The sequence below is a fragment of the Pseudomonas sp. LRP2-20 genome (genome assembly GCF_024349685.1).
Lineage (GTDB): Bacteria > Pseudomonadota > Gammaproteobacteria > Pseudomonadales > Pseudomonadaceae > Aquipseudomonas.
Window position 1 is genome coordinate 5,969,208 of the sequence record NZ_AP025944.1, and the last position, 17,801, is coordinate 5,987,008.

Consider the following 17,801-nt stretch of genomic DNA (forward strand, 5'->3'; position numbering starts at 1 on the left):
TTGTTGCCATTTCAGAGGGCAAGCCGCTGGCAGAAGTTCGATTGCGCGCTTCGATCAGTTGCTGATCAACGCCTCTACTTCAGCGATTCTGGCCTGGAGGGTGGCCATGTCCTGGCAACGCAGGGTGGCGTGGCCGACCTTGCGCCCGACCTTGAAGGCCTTGCCGTAGTGATGCAGGTGGCAGCCGTCGATGGCCACTACCTTGTCCACCGCCGGCACTTCGCCGATGAAGTTGAGCATGGCGCTCTCACCGACTTTGGCGGTCGAACCCAGCGGCAGGCCGGCCACGGCGCGCAGGTGGTTCTCGAACTGGCTGCACTCGGCGCCTTCGATGGTCCAGTGCCCGGAGTTATGCACACGCGGGGCGATTTCGTTGGCTTTCAGGCCACCGTCGACCTCGAAGAATTCGAAGGCCATCACACCAACGTAATCCAGCTGCTTGAGCACACGGCCGACGTAGTCTTCGGCCAGGGCCTGCAACGGGTGCGCTTCGCTGGCTACCGACAGGCGCAGGATGCCGCTCTCGTGGGTGTTGTGCACCAGCGGATAGAAGCGGGTTTCACCATCGCGGGCACGCACGGCCACCAGCGATACTTCGCCAGTGAACGGTACGAAGCCTTCCAGCAGGCATGGCACGCTGCCCAGTTCGGCAAAGGTATCCACCACGTCTTCAGGCGTGCGCAGCACCTTCTGGCCCTTGCCGTCGTAACCCAGGGTGCGGGTCTTGAGCACCGCTGGCAGGCCGATGCTGGCGACCGCCGCGTCGAGGTCTGCCTGCGAGAGGATGTCGGCGAAGGCTGGGGTCGGGATGCCCAGGTCGCGGAACATGCTCTTCTCGAACAGGCGGTCGCGGGCGATGCGCAGGGCTTCGGCACTCGGGTAGACCGGGACGAATTGCGACAGGAAAGCCACGGTTTCGGCCGGGACGCTTTCGAACTCGAAGGTCACCAGGTCGACTTCGTCGGCCAGCTGGCGCAGGTGGTCCTGGTCGCCGTAGTCGGCACGCAGGTGCTCGCCCAGCGGGGCGGCACAGGCGTCTGGCGCCGGGTCGAGGAAGGCGAAGTTCATGCCCAGCGGGGTACCCGCCAGGGCCAGCATGCGGCCCAGCTGGCCGCCACCGATTACACCGATCTTCATGGGTTCAACCTCAAGCCTGGCGCGGGTCTGGATTGTCCAGCACGGTGTCGGTCTGTTCGCTGCGGAACTGCTTGAGCGCCGCGTGATACTGCGGGTACTTGGCGCCCAGGATGCTCGCCGACAGCAGCGCGGCGTTGACGGCGCCAGCGCGGCCGATGGCCAGGGTGGCCACTGGCACACCGGCCGGCATCTGCACGATCGACAGCAGCGAATCGACGCCCGACAGCATCGACGACTGCACTGGCACACCCAGCACCGGCAGGTGGGTCTTGGCGGCACACATGCCTGGCAGGTGGGCAGCGCCACCGGCACCCGCAATGATCACCTCGATGCCACGCCCTTCGGCCTCTTCGGCATACTGGAACAGCAAGTCCGGGGTGCGGTGGGCGGAAACCACCTTCACTTCGTAGGGAATGCCGAGTTTTTCCAGCATATCGGCGGTGTGGCTAAGGGTGGACCAATCGGACTTGGAGCCCATGATCACGCCAACCAGTGCACTCATCGTCGAGCCTCTCCTGCAAGCGCCTTCTGGCGCGCTAAAAGCAACAAGCCACGCAGGTGGACCGGCGTGGCTTGTCATACGGATTCTGATTCGACCGGGTCGGTCGAAGGCGCGGGATTGTAGCGTATTTCTGGGCGAGCCGCCCACCCCCACAAGCACATGTCGGATCAAAGGGCAAGCTGTCTCGCGGGACAACTTTTCCCTCTGCTCGAAGGTGCGACAGGCCCAGAGAATTCGCCCCTTCGCCACCGGTCACCCTCGAAGGATGCAAAGATGCTCAAAGCCCGCTACATCGCGCTCACCCTTGGCCTCGCCTGCAGCATGATCCTGCCCTCGGCCTGGGCAGCCAGATCCCTGGTGGTTACCGTTTATCCGCATGATGAACTGGCAGGTATCAGCGACAAGCAATTGCAGGATGACTACTTCCAGCACTGGCTCGATGAAATGCGTAGTTTCACGCAGCATCCGATCGAAGTGATCTTTCAACGCGCCATCCGGGGCCTGACCGACATCGACTATCGCGCGATGTCATCCACTCAGATACTCGATGCCTTCACCGAGGAAATAACGACTCAGCGTTCGGCCAGACCCTTCTCCTTCATGAACAAGGACCTGCTGCTGACCAAGGACAGCTATGACCGAAGCGGGCTGAACTTCGTCGCAGGGCTTGCCCATTTCAACGGCAACACCGGCATCGCTTCGATGGTCACCTATGCGGCCCCCGGTCATGAACTAGGTCATATGCTTTCCGCCACCCACGATAATGCAAAGACCGAGTTCAATGGCTGGTTCTGCGAAACCTACATGGTGCCCAATCGTGTGCCGCTGCGCTCCAACTGCTATCGATACAGCGACCAGAACCGTGCAGCCATAGCCGACTACCTGAAGCACAACTCAAACTGAGACCTCGCCCGGGCCACCTGCCGACTCCAGCTTGCGCCACAGCAGGCGCACGTTGGCCTTGCGTACCAGTGCGCAGCGGTAAAGGCGGATTTCCAGCGGTACATGCCACTGGCTGCCTCCGCAGATCACCAGCTCACCGCGCTCCAGCTCACCTCGCATGGACAGGCGCGGCACCCAGGCGATCCCCATCCCCTCCAGTGCCATGCTCTTGAGACTGTCAGCCATGGCCGTTTCATACACAGTGGTGTAGCGCAGGTTGCGCTGGCGCAGCAGCAAGTTCACCGAACGCCCGAGAAACGCGCCGGCACTGTAGGCCAGCAACGGCACGCTGGCATCGCCTTCCAGGTCGAACATGGGCTTGCCATCGTTCCCCACGGCGCACACCGGCAGCATCTCGGTGGTGCCCATGTGCAGCGACGGGAAGATCTCGGCGTCCATCTGCAGCGCCGCATCCGGGTCGTAGAAAGCCAGCATCAGGTCGCAGCCACCTTCCCGCAGGGCATGCACCGCGTCTCCGACGTTAGTCGCAACCAGGCGGGTGGCGATGTTCAAACCATCGTTGCGCAACTGGGCCACCCAGCGTGGGAAAAAGCCCGATGCCAGAGAGTGCGCGGCAGCCACCTGGATCACCTCGCCCTGGCCACCTTCGAGGTGGTGCAAATGGCGGAGAACTTCGCTCAACTGGTCGACAACAGTGCGCGCAGTGACGAGAAACAGCTGACCTGCCTCGGTCAGTTCTATCGGCGTGCGGGAACGATTCACCAAGGTCAGCCCCAGGGCCGCTTCCAGGCTGCGTATACGCCGGCTGAAAGCGGGTTGCGTGACGAAACGTCGCTCGGCCGCCTGGGAAAAACTGCGGGTGGAGGCCAGGGCACTGAAGTCCTCCAGCCACTTGCTTTCGAGGTTCATGAAGCAGATCTCCCGGCGTGCACCAAAATGGAACACGCTCGAATGTCAATTGGCGTCACATGAAACACTATGCCGTTTGTGCATAGGTTAGCGTGCAACAGCATTGGCCGCAAAATCCCCTTCAGGCCTAGGATTGGCGCCATTCCGGCATGTGCCGGGTCAAAATCGAGATGATATCCATCATGTCCTCCGCTGCATCGTTCCGCGTCGAAAAAGATCTGCTTGGTACCCTTGAAGTCCCTGCCGATGCCTACTACGGCATCCAGACCCTGCGCGCTGCCAACAACTTCCACCTCTCCGGTGTTCCGCTGTCGCACTACCCGAAGCTGGTCGTGGCCCTGGCCATGGTCAAGCAGGCTGCTGCCGACGCCAACCGTGAGCTGGGTCACCTGAGCGATGCCAAGCACGCTGCCATCAGTGCAGCCTGCGCTCGCCTGATCAAAGGCGATTACCACGACCAGTTCGTGGTGGACATGATCCAGGGTGGTGCCGGTACTTCCACCAACATGAACGCGAACGAAGTCATCGCCAACGTCGCGCTGGAGGCCATGGGCCACCAGAAGGGTGAGTACCAGTACCTGCACCCTAACAACGACGTGAACATGGCGCAGTCGACCAACGACGCCTACCCGACCGCCATCCGCCTGGGCCTGCTGCTGGGCCACGACGCCCTGCTGGCCAGCCTCGACAGCCTGATCCAGGCCTTCGCTGCCAAAGGCAAGGAATTCGACCACGTACTGAAGATGGGCCGTACCCAGCTGCAGGACGCCGTGCCGATGACCCTGGGCCAGGAATTCCGCGCCTTCGCCACCACCATGACCGAAGACCTGCAGCGCCTGCGCTCGCTGGCTCCGGAACTGCTGACCGAAATCAACCTGGGTGGTACTGCCATCGGTACCGGCATCAACGCCGACCCTGGCTACCAGGCCCTGGCCGTACAGCGCCTGGCCACCATCAGCGGCCAACCGCTGGTACCGGCTGCCGACCTGATCGAAGCCACCTCCGACATGGGCGCCTTCGTGCTGTTCTCCGGCATGCTCAAGCGTACCGCGGTCAAGCTGTCGAAGATCTGCAACGACCTGCGCCTGCTGTCCAGCGGCCCGCGTACCGGCATCAACGAGATCAACCTGCCAGCGCGTCAGCCAGGCAGCTCGATCATGCCAGGCAAGGTCAACCCGGTAATCCCTGAGGCCGTCAACCAGGTGGCCTTCGCCATCATGGGCAACGACCTGGCCCTGACCGTCGCCGCCGAAGGTGGCCAGCTGCAGTTGAACGTGATGGAGCCGCTGATCGCCTACAAGATCTTCGACTCGATCCGCCTGCTCCAGCGCGCCATGGACATGCTGCGCGAACACTGCATCGTCGGCATCACCGCCAACGAACAGCGCTGCCGTGAACTGGTCGAGCACTCGATCGGCCTGGTCACCGCCCTGAACCCGTACATCGGCTACGAAAACGCCACCCGTATCGCCCGCGTTGCCCTGGAAACCGGCCGCGGCGTACTGGAACTGGTGCGTGAAGAAAAGCTGCTGGACGACGCGATGCTCGACGACATCCTGCGTCCGGAAAACATGATCGCTCCACGTCTGGTTCCGCTGAAGGCGTAACCAGGCCGCTGCAAACAGTCTCACCAGGTCGAGGGACTAGACACCTCTCAACCTTTCAAAGGCCCGAGCGCACGCTCCGGGCCTTTTTTTTCGCCTGACAGAAGACATTTGGTGCCTGGGAGATCGAGTGCCGCCCGCGCGGCGCATCGCGAATAAATTCGCTCCCACAGTTGTTTCGGGTCCGTCATGCCTGACTGCTTCTTTAATCGCCCGGCACGTAACTTGCTCCATAATGCTTCCCAGGCCCACGGGATGACCGAGCATGCTGCACAGCCACCTGACCACCCTCAACGCGGTTTCGCTGATCCTCAACCTGTTCCAGGAAGAGGGTTGCGAGGCGACGACGTTGCTCGCCGGCAGCGGCATAGGCCCGGCCGACCTGGGCCATAGCGACGCGCGCATCACCACCCAGCAAGAGCTGCAGGTGTGCGCCAATGCCGTGGCCCGGCGCGAGGAGATCGGCCTTGAGCTGGGCCGGCGCATGCATGTGTCGTGCTACGGCATGCTCGGTTACGCCCTGCTCTCCAGTGCCACTTTGGGTGACGCCCTGCGCCTGGCGCTGCACTATCCGGCACTGCTGGGAACAGTCTTCAAGCTGCGCCTGGTCGATGACGGCCAACGCGTCTGGTTCAGCGCCAGCGAATACCATGACAGCCCTGCCCTCGCCGCCTTCAATGCCGAATTCTGCCTGGTGTCGCTGAAAGTGATCTGCGATGACCTGCTCGGCCGCACGCTGCCGCTGCTTGGTGCACGCTTCGAGCACTCGCGACCCAGCTACCACAACCTCTACACCGGCGCCTTCCAGTGCCCACTGGCTTTCGACGCCGAGGACAACGCCTTTGCCTTCGAACGGCGCTGGCTGGACATGCCATTGCCGCTGGCCGACCCGATTACCCACAAGGCCATGAGCGAGCGCTGCCGGCGCCTGAACCTGGAGTTCACCGGGCGCCAGGCCTGGCTCGGGCGGATCCGCCAGCTGTTGCTGCAACAGCTGGATGCGGCGCCGGGCCTGGAGGGGCTGGCGCGGCAGATGAACTGCTCGTCGCGAACCTTGCGCCGGCACCTGCAGGCGCTGGGCTGCAGTTATCAACAACTGCTCGATGAACTGCGCTTCGATCGAGCCAAGCAATTACTGGCCGATGAGCAGATGCCGATCTACCGGATTGCCGAAACGCTGGGGTTCAGCGAGACCGCGAGCTTCCGCCATGCATTCCAGCGTTGGAGCGGTGTGGCGCCCAGCCATTTCCGCGGTTGACCTGTAGCGGCCAACGAGCTTGGCCACATCGATCCCCTTTTGGCCGTTTGCGTCGTTCTCCGGCACTCGGCCGCCCGTGAAAATGGGCCCACGCCAGTACCACCGGAGAACAACAAATGCTGACGATCTATTCCGATGATCATCGCCTGCACCACGGCCGCTGCGAGCTGATCGACGGCAAACTGATGCCGTGCTTCGAAATGCCCTCACGGGCCGACCATGTCCTCGAGCAAGTGAAAAAGCGCAACCTCGGCGACATCCAGGGCCCGACCGACTTCGGCCGTGCGCCGCTGCAACGCATCCACAGTGCCGACTACCTCGATTTCTTCCAGGGCGCCTGGGCACGCTGGGCTGCGCTGGGCCACGACGGCGACCTGTTGCCTTTCACCTGGCCGGCGCGCACCCTGCGCCAGGTCAAGCCAACCGGCCTGCATGGCGAACTGGGCTACTACAGCTTCGACGCCGGCGCCCCGATCACCGCAGGCACCTGGCAAGCCGCCTACAGCGCCGCGCAAGTCGCCCTGACTGCCCAGGCGGCAATCCAGCAAGGCGCGCACTCGGCCTTCGCCCTGTGCCGCCCACCAGGGCACCACGCTGCCGCTGAAGTCATGGGTGGCTACTGCTACCTCAACAATGCTGCGATTGCAGCCCAGGCTTTCCTCGACCAAGGCCGCGCCAAGGTGGCGATCCTCGACGTCGACTACCACCACGGCAACGGCACCCAGGACATCTTCTACCAGCGCAGCGACGTGTTCTTCGCCTCGATCCACGGCGATCCACAAGCTGAGTTCCCGTTCTTCCTCGGCTATGCCGACGAAACCGGCGAGGGCCCAGGCGAGGGCTGCAACATCAACTACCCGTTGCCCGCCGGCAGTGACTGGGCGGCCTGGAGCGCTGCACTGGAAGCCGCCTGCCAGCGCATCGCCGACTATGATGCCGACGTGCTGGTGATTTCCCTGGGCGTGGACACCTTCAAGGACGACCCGATCTCCCAGTTCAAGCTGGACAGCCCGGATTACCTGGAAATGGGCAAGCGCATCGCCCAGCTCGGCAAGCCAACCCTGTTCGTGATGGAAGGTGGCTACGCTGTGGAAGAAATCGGTATCAACGCGGTCAATGTGCTGGAAGGTTTCCAGCGCGCCCAGCCAGGAGCCCAGTAATGGTCCGACTCAAGCGTCTGCTCGCCCCGTTCATCGCTGCCACCCTGTTCACCGGTGCCCTGCACGCTCAGGCCGAGCAGCGCACCCTGCGTGTGTATAACTGGTTCGATTACATCACCCCGCAGACCTTGAGCGACTTCCAGAAGGACAGTGGCGTCAAGCTGATCTATGACATCTTCGACACCAACGAAGCGCTCGAGGCCAAGCTGCTCACCGGCAACTCCGGCTACGACGTGGTCGTGCCGTCCAACGTGTTCCTCGCCAAGCAGATCGAGGCCGGGGTGTTCCAGCCGTTGGACCGCAGCAAACTGCCAAACTGGCAACACCTGGACCCGGCGCTGATGAAGCTGATCGAAGCCAACGATCCGGGCAACAAGTTCGCCGTGCCCTACATGTACGGCACCATCCTGATCGGTTTCAACCCGGACAAGGTCAAGGCCGTGCTCGGCGACCAGGCACCGGTCGACAGCTGGGACCTGATCTTCAAGGAAGAGAACATCGCCAAGCTCAAGCAATGCGGCGTGGCGCTGCTTGACTCGCCTTCGGAGATCCTGCCTCTGGCCCTGCAGCACCTGGGCCTGCCGCCGAACAGCGACAAGCCGGCCGACTACAAGAAGGCCGAGGAACTGATGCTGAAGATCCGCCCCTACATCACTTACTTCCATTCCTCGAAGTACATGGCCGACATCGCCAACGGCGATATCTGCGTGGCGGTGGGCTACAGCGGCAGCTTCTCGCAGGCTGCCAACCGCGCCAAGGATGCGAAGAACGGCGTGGTGGTGGACATGCGCCTGCCCAAGGAAGGTGCGCCGATCTGGTTCGACATGCTGGCGATCCCGAAGAACGCGGCGAACCCGGCGGACGCCCATGCCTTCATCAACTACCTGCTGCGACCTGAAGTAATCGCGCCGATCAGCGACTTCGTCGGCTATCCGAACCCGAACAAGGATGCCACCGACAAGGTCAGCCCGGCGATTCGCAACAATCCGAACCTGTACCCGACAGCGGAGGCGATGACCAAGCTGTATACCTTGAAGCCGCTGTCGCGTGAGGCTGAAAGGGCGCGAACTCGGGCCTGGACCCGGATCAAGTCCGGTACCTGAGGTAAGCCAGGGGCTGCTTCGCAGCCCATCGCCGGCAAGCTCGGCTCCTACAGGTCAAGCGCAAGCCTTGAGCTTTGCACTACCCCTGTGGGAGCCGGGCTTGCCGGCGATGGGCCGCGCAGCGGCCCCACTCACGCTCTCCAGGCCTTGCGCAAACGCATCAAGGCTTCGGCAATCTGCCCTTCCGGCACCGCCGCAAACCCCAGCACCAGCCCTGCCCGCTTATCCACAGGCACCTCGCTTTCCTCCAGCCAGTAGCTGCTCAGCGGGTTCACCTCGACGCCCACCGCCTCGGCCCTGGCCACCAGCTGCTGCTCCCGCGCAAAGTTATCCACATCCACCTTCACGTGCAGCCCCGCCGCCACTTCAGGCATCGCACCGAGCCCAGGCACATCCACCGGCCACCCGGCCTTGAGCACATTGCGCCGGCTCAACGCTGCCTTGCGCATGCGCCGAATATGCCGCTGGAAATGCCCCTGCGCCATGAACTCGGCCATCACGCACTGCGTCCCCACCTCCGAATGCCGAACAGCCAGTGCCCTGCCTTGGCTGAACGCCTGCACCAGTCGCGGCGGCAACACCAGGTAGCCCAGGCGCAATGCCGGGAAGGCGATCTTGCCGAAGGTACCGACGTACAACACCCGCCCCTGGCGGTCGAGCGCTGCCAGCGGGGCCAGGGGCGCACCGCTGTAGCGATACTCCCCGTCGTAGTCATCCTCGATGATCCAACCGTCGTTGCGCTCAGCCCAGGCCAGCAGGGCCAGGCGCCGAGGCAAGCTCATGGTCACCCCGGTCGGATACTGGTGCGCAGGGGTAACGTAGGCCAACCGGCAGCCCGTCACCTGCTCCAGGCGCTGGCAATCCATGCCCTCCTCGTCCACCGGCACGCCAGTGACCTTGCCACCGGCCACGGCAAAGGTGTACCCGGCCGCCCGGTAACCCGGGTTTTCCACAGCCACCCCGTCGCCCGGCTGCAACAGCAACTGTGCACAAAGGCTTATCGCCTGCTGCGCGCCACTGGTGATCACTATTTGTTCAGCCGCGCAGGAGAGGCCGCGTGAACGGCGCAAGTAGGCTGCAATCAGGTCGCGTAACAGTGGTTCACCCGCCGGGTCGCCATAACCAAGCTGCGAAAGGGCCGGATTGCGCCAGAAACCCGCCTGTAGCTTGGCCCAGACGTCGAACGGGAATAGATCGAATGCCGGAATCCCAACTCGAAATGCCCTCGGCGCACCGCTTTTTGGTGGCGGCAGATGGTTACTTTTCAGACGCTCCAACGGCTCACTGGAAAGCTTGTTGCTGGATAAATCCTCAGTATTTCCAAGCGAAAATGTGGATAAGTCTGTTGATAAACCCCGGGATAACCCTGTGGACAGTTGTGTGGATAGTTTTGCCAGGCGACTCACATAGGTGCCATCACCGACCCGGCTTTCAATGTAGCCCTCGGCATACAACTGGTCGTAGGCACGCACCACGCTGTTGCGCGACAGCGCCAGCACGTTCGCCAGTTCGCGCGTGGCCGGCAACCGGGTACCGCTGCTCAGTCGGCCATCGAGCACCCGTGCACGCAAGGCCTGGTACAGCTGCTGACTGAGACCACGGCGACGATCGAGAACGATTCCAGCAGGATCGAAAGGCAATACGAGGGAGCGCTCGCTCATGAGATTGGACCTATGAAAACAGCCTTTAATGGCTCTTACTCAGAGCCAATAGCCTGCCTACGATGGAGCCATTCGACAAGGACTCAGCGCATGTACAACAGCAAACCCCATCAGGAACATGACCTTGAGCGCTTGCACCAGCACATGCGCGACACCCGCCTGGCCGTGCTGGTCAGCCACGGTGAACAGGGCCTGCTGGCCACGCACCTGCCGGTGTTGCTGGCCACCGACGAGGGCGAATTCGGCACGGTCTACGCCCACCTGGCGCGAGCTAACCGGCAATGGCAGGCGCTGGAGCAAGGCGCCGAAGCATTGCTGGTGTTTCCGGGTGCCGATGCCTATGTCAGCCCCAGCTATTACCCGAGCAAGGCCGAAAACCCCAAGGTGGTGCCGACCTGGAACTACCTTGCCGTACACGCTTACGGCACGGCCGAAGTGATCCACGACGCCGCACCACTGCTGCAGATCGTCAGCCGCCTGACTGACCGCCACGAACAGGGCCGCAGCGAGCCCTGGAAAGTCGCCGACGCCCCCGCCGACTACCTCGACAGCATGCTCCGCGCCATCGTTGGCATCCGCCTGCCCATCACCCGCCTGCAAGGCGCGCGCAAGCTCAGCCAGAACCGCTCGGCGCAGGATATCGCTGGCGTGCGCGATGGCCTGGGCGCCAGCCCGGACTACCTGGACAACCAACTTGCGGCGCACATGCGCCAACTCTGAAGGAAAAGCCCATGCCCAGCGTTACCCTGCGCCCTGTCAGCGCCCAAGACCACGCCGCCTGGCTCGCCCTGTGGCAAGCCTACCTGCGCTTCTACCAGACCGAACTGGCCGAAACGGTCAGCCTCAGCACCTGGCAACGCCTGCTCGACCCGAATGAACCGACGCATTCGACCCTGGCATGGGTCGATGGCAAGGCGGTGGGCATGGTCAACTTCATCTACCATCGTTCCAACTGGAGCATCGAGAATTCCTGCTACCTGCAGGACCTCTACGTCGACAGCAGCCAGCGCGGCCTGGGCATCGGCCGCCAGCTGATCGAGCACGTGTATGCCACGGCCAAGGCCGCTGGCTGCATCAAGGTGCACTGGCTGACCCACGAAACCAACGCCACCGCCATCAGCCTGTACGAGCAGGTTGCCGAGCGCCCGGGCTTCATCCAATTCCGCAAAGGGTTGTAGGCCGCACATGACTGACGCACTGAACTGGAAACCTGCCGCTACGCCCAAGGCCGAGCCCATCGACGGCCGCTTCATCCGCCTGGAGAAACTCGACCCGGCGCGCCACGGCGACGACCTCTGGACCACGCTGCAAGGCCCGGCGTCCGATCCGCTGCTGTGGGACTACCTGCCCTACGGCCCCTTCACCGAGCGCGCCGCCTTCGACCGCTGGCTGCATGGCAACGCCGCCGGCCACGATCCTCTGTACTTCACGGTCATCGATCGCACCAGCGGCCAAGCCCAAGGCATGCTCACGCTGATGTCGATCGTGCCGGACCACGGCCGCATCGAGATCGGCCATATCGCTTTCGGCGCCCCCATGCAACGCACGCCTAAAAGCACCGAAGCCGTCTACTTGCTGGCCAAGCTTGGCTTTGAGCTGGGCAACCGTCGGCTGGAGTGGAAGTGCAACAACGCCAACGCCCGCTCCAAGCGCGCGGCAGAGCGCTTCGGCTTCGTTTTCGAGGGCGTGTTCCGCAAACACCTGGTGGTGAAGGACCACAACCGCGATACGGCGTGGTACTCAATTACCGATGATGAATGGCCGCAGGTCGCGGCGGGGTTCGAGCAGTGGTTGAGCGCAGAAAACCAGAGGCCGGAAGGCCAGGCACGAACACTTGTGGACTGCCGCAGGGGCTGATCATCAAGACCGATCACGGGCCAGCCGGCCTGTGATTGGTCTGAGGGGTTTACCTGACCTGGCTCGCGCGCCTTACGACACCCATCTGCAAACCAAATGGTTTGAATACAGCGTTCAACGACTTGAGCGTGGGATTGCCGTCCCCCTGCTCGATCTGAATGAGCGTACGCACGGAAATCTTGCACATCCGCGCAAACTGAGTCTGCTGCATCTTCGCCACCTCCACGCGCAGCCGTCGCACGGCAGCCCCCAGCTCAAGGCTGCCATCGGCAATACCTTCGCGCACGCCATCGATCATCAGCCCGCGGGCGTCGATGGAAACCGTCATGCCAACCCCCACTCCGCCATCCGGCGCTCAAGCTTGCCCAGCGCAATCGCCGGATGATTCATCACTGCATCCGGGAGCCCAAGACCGGACAAGATATCCGGCAATGCCAACAGATGCCGCGTATTCGAGAAAGCGTTGATCGCGAGTGATGACGTCTTGCCGTGAAAAACCGATCGGGTCCGCAAGGTCCAGTTCCTCGACCGACTCCTTGATGCGCAGATTGCCAATAGGGGCCGGGGTGGAGCGCCCGAGCAAATACAGGTCCTCACCCATGCCTTCCGGTTTCTCTCGGCCGATATGCCTGAGCAAAAAACGCTTCGCAGCCCCAGCGGGCGCGATGTCGTAAAGGAATGCCGGAGCGTGCGGCAGACGATGGGAGCCGAAGTCCACCGGCAGCCTGGCGCTTGCGGCCTGGCAGAACAGACTGTCGTAGGCATCCAGATTGGTTTTGACGTACTCGGAGGTGTACCCGAACTCACAGGGACTAGAGAGGCTCTTTTCAGGCTCGGCAAAGGCGATGGCAACAGCATCATGCCACCGCCCTTGATCATGGAGTTGGAGCGTGAGTCTGTGCATGGTTCACCTGCAATTTACTGCATGCTGCCGGACGATTCGGGCGTGTTATCTGCAGCATAGTGCAGATTCTCTACAGTCTCCATCCTTTACCTGCATTTTAATGCAGATAAAGGTAGCTCATCTTTATAAAATCTGCATTAAAATGCACTGCTGACGATAAAAAAAGGGGAGCATCCGCTCCCCAGAGGTTAACCGCTTGTAGATGAGGGCTGATCTCAGCCTTCGATCTCGATCAGGATCTCGCCCGGCGTCACTCGATCGCCCTTGGCAACGTGGATGGCCACGACCTTGCCGGCGATGGCCGCCTGCACTTCAGTCTCCATCTTCATCGCCTCGGTGATCAGCACCGCCTGGCCGGCCTTGACCACATCACCTTCCTTGACCAGCACATCGACGATGTTGCCCGGCATGGTGGTGCTGACGTGGCCCGGCGCGCTGGCCTGCTTGCGCTTGCTGCCACCGCCGCCGACGAACTCATTGAGCGGCTCGAACACCACTTCTTCCGGCATGCCGTCGATCGACAGGTAGAAGTGACGCTTGCCTTCGGCCTTGACGCCCACCCCGGTGATGTCGACGCGGTAGGTTTCACCGTGTACGTCGATGACGAACTCGGTCGGTACCCCTTCACCGGCATGGGACGCCACAGCGCCTGCTTCGGGAATCGGCAGCAGGGCTTCGGGGGTCAGGGTACCGGCTTCGCGTTCTTCGAGGAACTTGCGGCCAATGTCCGGGAACATCGCGAAGGTCAGCACGTCTTCTTCGCAACGGGCCAGTGCACCGATGTCGGCGCGCAGCTTGGCCATCTCTGGCTTGAGCAGGTCGGCCGGGCGCACATCGATCACTTCTTCGCTGCCGATCGCCTGGCGGCGCAGCTGCTCGTTGACCACACCTGGGGCCTTGCCGTAACCGCCTTGCAGGTACAGCTTCACCTCGTTGGTGATGGTCTTGTAGCGCTCGCCGGCCAGCACGTTGAAGAACGCCTGGGTACCGACGATCTGCGAGGTCGGGGTCACCAGCGGCGGGAAGCCGAGGTCTTCACGCACACGCGGGATCTCGGCCAGCACCTCGTTCATGCGGCTCAGCGCGCCCTGCTCCTTGAGCTGGTTGGCCAGGTTGGAAATCATCCCGCCTGGCACCTGGTTGACCTGCACGCGGGTGTCCACGGCGGTGAACTCGCTCTCGAACTGGTGGTACTTCTTGCGCACGGCGTAGAAGTACAGGCCGATTTCCTGCAGCAGTTCCAGGTCCAGGCCAGTGTCGAACTCGCTGCCCTTGAGCGCGGCGACCATCGACTCGGTACCCGGGTGGCTGGTGCCCCAGGCGAAGCTGGAGATCGCGGTGTCGATGTGGTCGGCACCGTTTTCCACGGCCTTGAGCTGGCACATGGCGGCCAGGCCGGCGGTGTCGTGGGAGTGGATGAACACCGGCAGCGACTGCTCGGCCTTCAGTGCCCTGACCAGCTCGCCGGTGGCGAACGGCGTCAGCAAGCCAGCCATGTCCTTGATCGCAATCGAGTCGCAACCCATGGCTTCCATCTGCTTGGCCTGGGCAACGAAGGCCTCGATGGTGTGCACGGGGCTGACGGTGTAGGCGATGGTGCCCTGGGCGTGCTTGCCAGCAGCCTTCACCGCTTCGATGGCAACACGCAGGTTACGCACGTCGTTCATCGCGTCGAAGATGCGGAACACGTCGATGCCGTTGACCGCAGCCTTGGCGACGAAGGCCTTGACCACGTCGTCGCTGTAATGGCGATAGCCGAGCAGGTTCTGGCCACGCAGCAGCATTTGCAGGCGGGTATTAGGCAGGGCCGCACGCAGTTTGCGCAGGCGCTCCCACGGGTCTTCCTTGAGGAAGCGCACGCAGGCATCGAAGGTGGCGCCACCCCAGACTTCCAGCGACCAGTAGCCGACTTTGTCGAGCTTGTCGCAGATCGGCAGCATGTCTTCGGTACGCATGCGGGTAGCCAGCAGGGACTGGTGGGCGTCGCGCAGGATCGTGTCGGTTACGTGAATTTTCTTGGACATTATAGGGTTCCTCACAGGCCTGCGTGGGCGGCGATGGCGGCGGCGATGGCCAGGGCCAGCTCTTCGGGTTTGCGCTTGATCGAGTAGTTGGTCAGTTCCGGGTGGCTTTCGACGAAGCTGGTATTGAACTGACCGCTACGGAATTCCGGATTGCGCAGGATTTCCTGGTAGTACGCGGCGGTGGTCTTCACCCCCTGCACGCGCATGTCGTCCAGGGCCCGCAGGCCGCGGTCCATGGCTTCTTCCCAGGTCAACGCCCAGACCACCAGTTTCAGGCACATGGAGTCGTAGAACGGTGGAATGGTGTAGCCGGTGTAGATAGCCGTGTCGGTACGCACACCCGGGCCGCCGGGGGCGTAGTAACGGGTGATCTTGCCGAAGCTGGGCAGGAAGTTGTTCTTCGGGTCTTCGGCGTTGATGCGGAACTGCAACGCATAGCCACGGTGCTGGATGTCTTCCTGTTTCACCGACAGCGGCAGCCCGGAAGCGATGCGGATCTGCTCACGGACGATGTCGATCCCGGTGATTTCCTCGGTGATGGTGTGTTCCACCTGCACCCGGGTGTTCATCTCCATGAAGTACACCTCGCCATCGGCGAGCAGGAACTCCACGGTACCGGCGTTCTCGTAGTTCACCGCCTTGGCTGCACGTACCGCCAGGTCGCCGATGTAGGCGCGCTGCTCGGGGGTGAGCTGTGGGCTCGGAGCGATTTCGATGAGTTTCTGGTTACGGCGCTGGATCGAGCAGTCGCGCTCGAACAGGTGCACGACGTTGCCGAAGCTGTCACCCAGGATCTGCGCCTCGATGTGCTTGGGGTTGACGATGCACTTTTCCAGGAACACTTCGGCCGAACCGAAGGCCTTGGTGGCCTCGGAGATCACCCGCGGGAAGTTCTGTTCCAGCTCTTCACGGCTGTTGCAGCGGCGGATACCACGGCCGCCACCACCGGAAGTGGCCTTGAGCATCACCGGGTAACCGATACGGTCGCCTTCGCTCAGGGCCTCATGAATATCGGCAACGTTGCCTTCGGTACCGGGGGTCACCGGCACACCGGCCTGGATCATGGTGCGACGCGCTTCGGTCTTGTCGCCCATGCGGCGGATGACGTCGGCGGCCGGGCCGATGAACTTGATCCCGCGCTCGGCGCAGATCTCCGCCAGTTCGGCGTTTTCCGAAAGGAAACCGTAGCCCGGGTGCAGGGCGTCACAGCCGGTTTCCACAGCAAGGTTCACCAGCTTGCGCGGGTTCAGGTAGCCGGCCAGCGGCTCGGCACCAATGCTGTAGGCCTCGTCGGCGCGCTTGACGTGCAAGGCATGACGGTCGGCATCGGAATAGATCGCGACAGAGCGAATGCCCATCTCGGCGCAGGCACGGACGATCCGAACTGCGATTTCACCCCGGTTGGCGATCAGGATTTTTTTTATCACTGGAGTCTTCCCAAAGCCGTAGGAACAGTCGATCCGGTTTTACCGGTCGGCGCGTGACCAGAGGTTGCTGGCCAGTCGCACATTCACCCTAGCGCTGAAGGTCGATAAACAAAAATCAATATTTGTTAGAGGCTGTATTAGCAAAAGCTTATAGTTCGGTAACAAGGTATTGCCAAAGAGCCGATAAAAATGCGTAAGTCCTTGATGCGTATGACATTGCGTCAATTGCAGATCTTCAACGAGGTGTGTGATTTACGCTCTTACAGCCGAGCGGCGGAGGAGATGGCACTGACGCAACCCGCCGTTAGTCTACAGATCCGTCAGCTCGAGGAGCTGATTGGCCAGCCGCTGTTCGAGTACGTCGGCAAGAAGCTCTACCTGACCGAAGCCGCCGAAGCGCTGCAGCGGGCCAGCCGCGACATCTTCGGGCGCCTGGAAAGCCTCGACATGCAGCTGTCGGACATGCAGGGCTCATTGCAGGGGCAGCTGAAACTGGCGATCGAGTCCAGTGCCAAGTACTTCGTGCCACACCTGTTCGCCGCCTTCAAGCAGCGTCACCCGGAGGTCAACCTGACCCTTACCGTGGTCAATCGGGCCCAGGCGATCCGCCGGCTTTCCGACAACCGCGACGATCTGATCATCATGTCCATGGTGCCGCAGGACATGGGCCTGGAGTTTCTGCCGTTTCTGAACAACCCGATCGTGGCTGTGGCCCCGCCTGAACACCCGCTGTGCAAGCTCGAACAGCTGCGCCTGCAGGACCTGGAGCCTCATACCCTGCTGGTCCGCGAGCAAGGTTCGGGAACGCGCAAGGCCTGCGAGGAGTACTTCAAGGACAAGCGCGTGCACTTCACCCAGACACTGGAGGTCGCTTCGGCCGATGCCCAGCGCGAATGCGTGATCGCCGGCCTGGGGATCGCCCTGCTGACCCGCCACGCCGTGAACCTGGAGCTGGCCACGGGGGTGCTCAGGGAGCTGCCGGTGGAAGAGTTGCCGCTGTACCGCAGCTGGTGTGTGGTGCAGGCCAAGGCCAAGCGACAGTCGCCGGTGGCCTTGGCCTTTCTTGCGTTCATCCGCAGCGAACGTGCGTTGATCAGCGCGCTTGTTGAGCGCTTCTCGGGGAAGCTGCCGCCGACGCCTGCCATACCGTGAGTGCTTGTAACTCGGGGTAATCCACAAGGTCACGGAGCAGTTGACGTTGGTCGCAATAGCTCTCGATCGCGCGGCGGTATTCCATGCGGCGCTGATCCTTTTCCTGCTGCTTGCGAGCCTTGGCGCTGGGTTGGTACGTACCGTCGAAGTCACGAGCCATTGCCTGTCTCCCAGTTAGGATGCGGGAGTTTCAGACTGGC

Annotated in this window: 18 protein-coding genes; 9 read left to right on the forward strand and 9 right to left on the reverse strand. The window is 62.4% G+C overall.

Going from position 1 to position 17,801, the window contains the following annotated elements; genetic code table 11:
• Positions 1-54: 54 nt before the first annotated feature.
• Together OCX61_RS26875 and purE are read right to left on the reverse strand one after the other, a co-directional pair.
• Positions 55-1,137, reverse strand: a complete 1,083-nt coding sequence (locus OCX61_RS26875) for a 5-(carboxyamino)imidazole ribonucleotide synthase (protein WP_261942076.1) — start codon at positions 1,135-1,137, stop codon at positions 55-57.
• Positions 1,138-1,147: 10 nt separating this feature from the next.
• On the reverse strand, positions 1,148-1,639 hold the full coding sequence (gene purE, locus OCX61_RS26880) for a 5-(carboxyamino)imidazole ribonucleotide mutase (protein ID WP_103448441.1): 492 nt from the start codon (positions 1,637-1,639) through the stop codon (positions 1,148-1,150).
• Between the two features lie 273 nt (positions 1,640-1,912).
• Between purE and OCX61_RS26885 the strand changes: the two genes are divergently transcribed.
• Positions 1,913-2,542: a hypothetical protein gene (locus OCX61_RS26885; RefSeq protein WP_261942077.1), complete on the forward strand. Its 630-nt coding sequence runs from the start codon at positions 1,913-1,915 to the stop codon at positions 2,540-2,542.
• Here the strand turns inward: OCX61_RS26885 and OCX61_RS26890 are convergent.
• Positions 2,534-3,451 (reverse strand): LysR substrate-binding domain-containing protein, encoded by a 918-nt coding sequence (locus tag OCX61_RS26890; RefSeq protein ID WP_261942078.1) that lies wholly within the window; start codon positions 3,449-3,451, stop codon positions 2,534-2,536. The genes OCX61_RS26885 and OCX61_RS26890 overlap by 9 nt on opposite strands.
• Positions 3,452-3,633: 182 nt before the next feature.
• Between OCX61_RS26890 and aspA the strand changes: the two genes are divergently transcribed.
• The 4 genes from aspA to OCX61_RS26910 all read left to right on the forward strand — a co-directional run bounded on the left by aspA (position 3,634) and on the right by OCX61_RS26910 (position 8,576).
• Positions 3,634-5,058, forward strand: a complete 1,425-nt coding sequence (gene aspA / locus OCX61_RS26895; protein ID WP_027917067.1) for an aspartate ammonia-lyase — start codon at positions 3,634-3,636, stop codon at positions 5,056-5,058.
• Positions 5,059-5,320: 262 nt separating this feature from the next.
• The gene (locus OCX61_RS26900; RefSeq protein ID WP_261942079.1) at positions 5,321-6,313 is read left to right on the forward strand and encodes an AraC family transcriptional regulator; all 993 of its coding nucleotides are present in this window, start codon (positions 5,321-5,323) and stop codon (positions 6,311-6,313) included.
• A 116-nt stretch (positions 6,314-6,429) separates the two neighbouring features.
• Positions 6,430-7,473: a histone deacetylase family protein gene (locus OCX61_RS26905; protein WP_261942080.1), complete on the forward strand. Its 1,044-nt coding sequence runs from the start codon at positions 6,430-6,432 to the stop codon at positions 7,471-7,473.
• A complete protein-coding gene (locus tag OCX61_RS26910) occupies positions 7,473-8,576 on the forward strand; it encodes a polyamine ABC transporter substrate-binding protein (protein WP_261942081.1) in 1,104 nt (367 codons plus the stop codon). Before OCX61_RS26905 ends, OCX61_RS26910 begins: the two co-directional genes overlap by 1 nt.
• 131 nt (positions 8,577-8,707) lie before the next feature.
• Here the strand turns inward: OCX61_RS26910 and pdxR are convergent, their stop codons facing one another.
• Positions 8,708-10,237, reverse strand: coding sequence for a MocR-like pyridoxine biosynthesis transcription factor PdxR (gene pdxR / locus OCX61_RS26915; RefSeq protein WP_261942082.1), 1,530 nt, complete (start codon positions 10,235-10,237; stop codon positions 8,708-8,710).
• 90 nt (positions 10,238-10,327) lie between these two features.
• Between pdxR and OCX61_RS26920 the strand changes: the two genes are divergently transcribed.
• From OCX61_RS26920 to OCX61_RS26930, 3 genes are read left to right on the forward strand one after another with little or no spacing between them, the layout of a single operon-like run.
• Positions 10,328-10,957: an FMN-binding negative transcriptional regulator gene (locus OCX61_RS26920; RefSeq protein ID WP_261942083.1), complete on the forward strand. Its 630-nt coding sequence runs from the start codon at positions 10,328-10,330 to the stop codon at positions 10,955-10,957.
• Positions 10,958-10,968: 11 nt separating this feature from the next.
• Positions 10,969-11,415 (forward strand): GNAT family N-acetyltransferase, encoded by a 447-nt coding sequence (locus tag OCX61_RS26925; protein WP_060507731.1) that lies wholly within the window; start codon positions 10,969-10,971, stop codon positions 11,413-11,415.
• 7 nt (positions 11,416-11,422) lie between these two features.
• Positions 11,423-12,094 carry a GNAT family N-acetyltransferase gene (locus tag OCX61_RS26930; RefSeq protein ID WP_261942084.1) on the forward strand — a complete coding sequence of 224 codons (672 nt, stop codon included), beginning with the start codon at positions 11,423-11,425 and terminating at the stop codon, positions 12,092-12,094.
• A gap of 49 nt (positions 12,095-12,143) precedes the next feature.
• Here OCX61_RS26930 and OCX61_RS26935 read toward each other — a convergent pair whose 3' ends face one another.
• From OCX61_RS26935 to OCX61_RS26950, 4 genes are all read right to left on the reverse strand, one after another.
• Positions 12,144-12,422 (reverse strand): helix-turn-helix domain-containing protein, encoded by a 279-nt coding sequence (locus tag OCX61_RS26935; RefSeq protein WP_261942085.1) that lies wholly within the window; start codon positions 12,420-12,422, stop codon positions 12,144-12,146.
• 27 nt (positions 12,423-12,449) lie between these two features.
• Positions 12,450-12,998, reverse strand: coding sequence for a hypothetical protein (locus OCX61_RS26940; protein ID WP_261942086.1), 549 nt, complete (start codon positions 12,996-12,998; stop codon positions 12,450-12,452).
• 215 nt (positions 12,999-13,213) lie between these two features.
• Positions 13,214-15,022 (reverse strand): sodium-extruding oxaloacetate decarboxylase subunit alpha, encoded by a 1,809-nt coding sequence (gene oadA / locus OCX61_RS26945; protein WP_261942087.1) that lies wholly within the window; start codon positions 15,020-15,022, stop codon positions 13,214-13,216.
• An 11-nt stretch (positions 15,023-15,033) separates the two neighbouring features.
• Entirely contained in the window at positions 15,034-16,449 is a 1,416-nt protein-coding gene (locus tag OCX61_RS26950) for an acetyl-CoA carboxylase biotin carboxylase subunit (protein ID WP_054884776.1), read from the reverse strand.
• A gap of 204 nt (positions 16,450-16,653) precedes the next feature.
• On the opposite strand from OCX61_RS26950, the gene OCX61_RS26955 reads away from it, so the two are divergent.
• On the forward strand, positions 16,654-17,601 hold the full coding sequence (locus tag OCX61_RS26955) for a LysR family transcriptional regulator (RefSeq protein WP_176247328.1): 948 nt from the start codon (positions 16,654-16,656) through the stop codon (positions 17,599-17,601).
• On the opposite strand, the gene OCX61_RS26960 is transcribed toward OCX61_RS26955, so the two are convergent.
• On the reverse strand, positions 17,543-17,761 hold the full coding sequence (locus tag OCX61_RS26960) for a PA3496 family putative envelope integrity protein (RefSeq protein WP_261942088.1): 219 nt from the start codon (positions 17,759-17,761) through the stop codon (positions 17,543-17,545). The genes OCX61_RS26955 and OCX61_RS26960 overlap by 59 nt on opposite strands.
• Positions 17,762-17,801 lie beyond the last annotated feature (40 nt).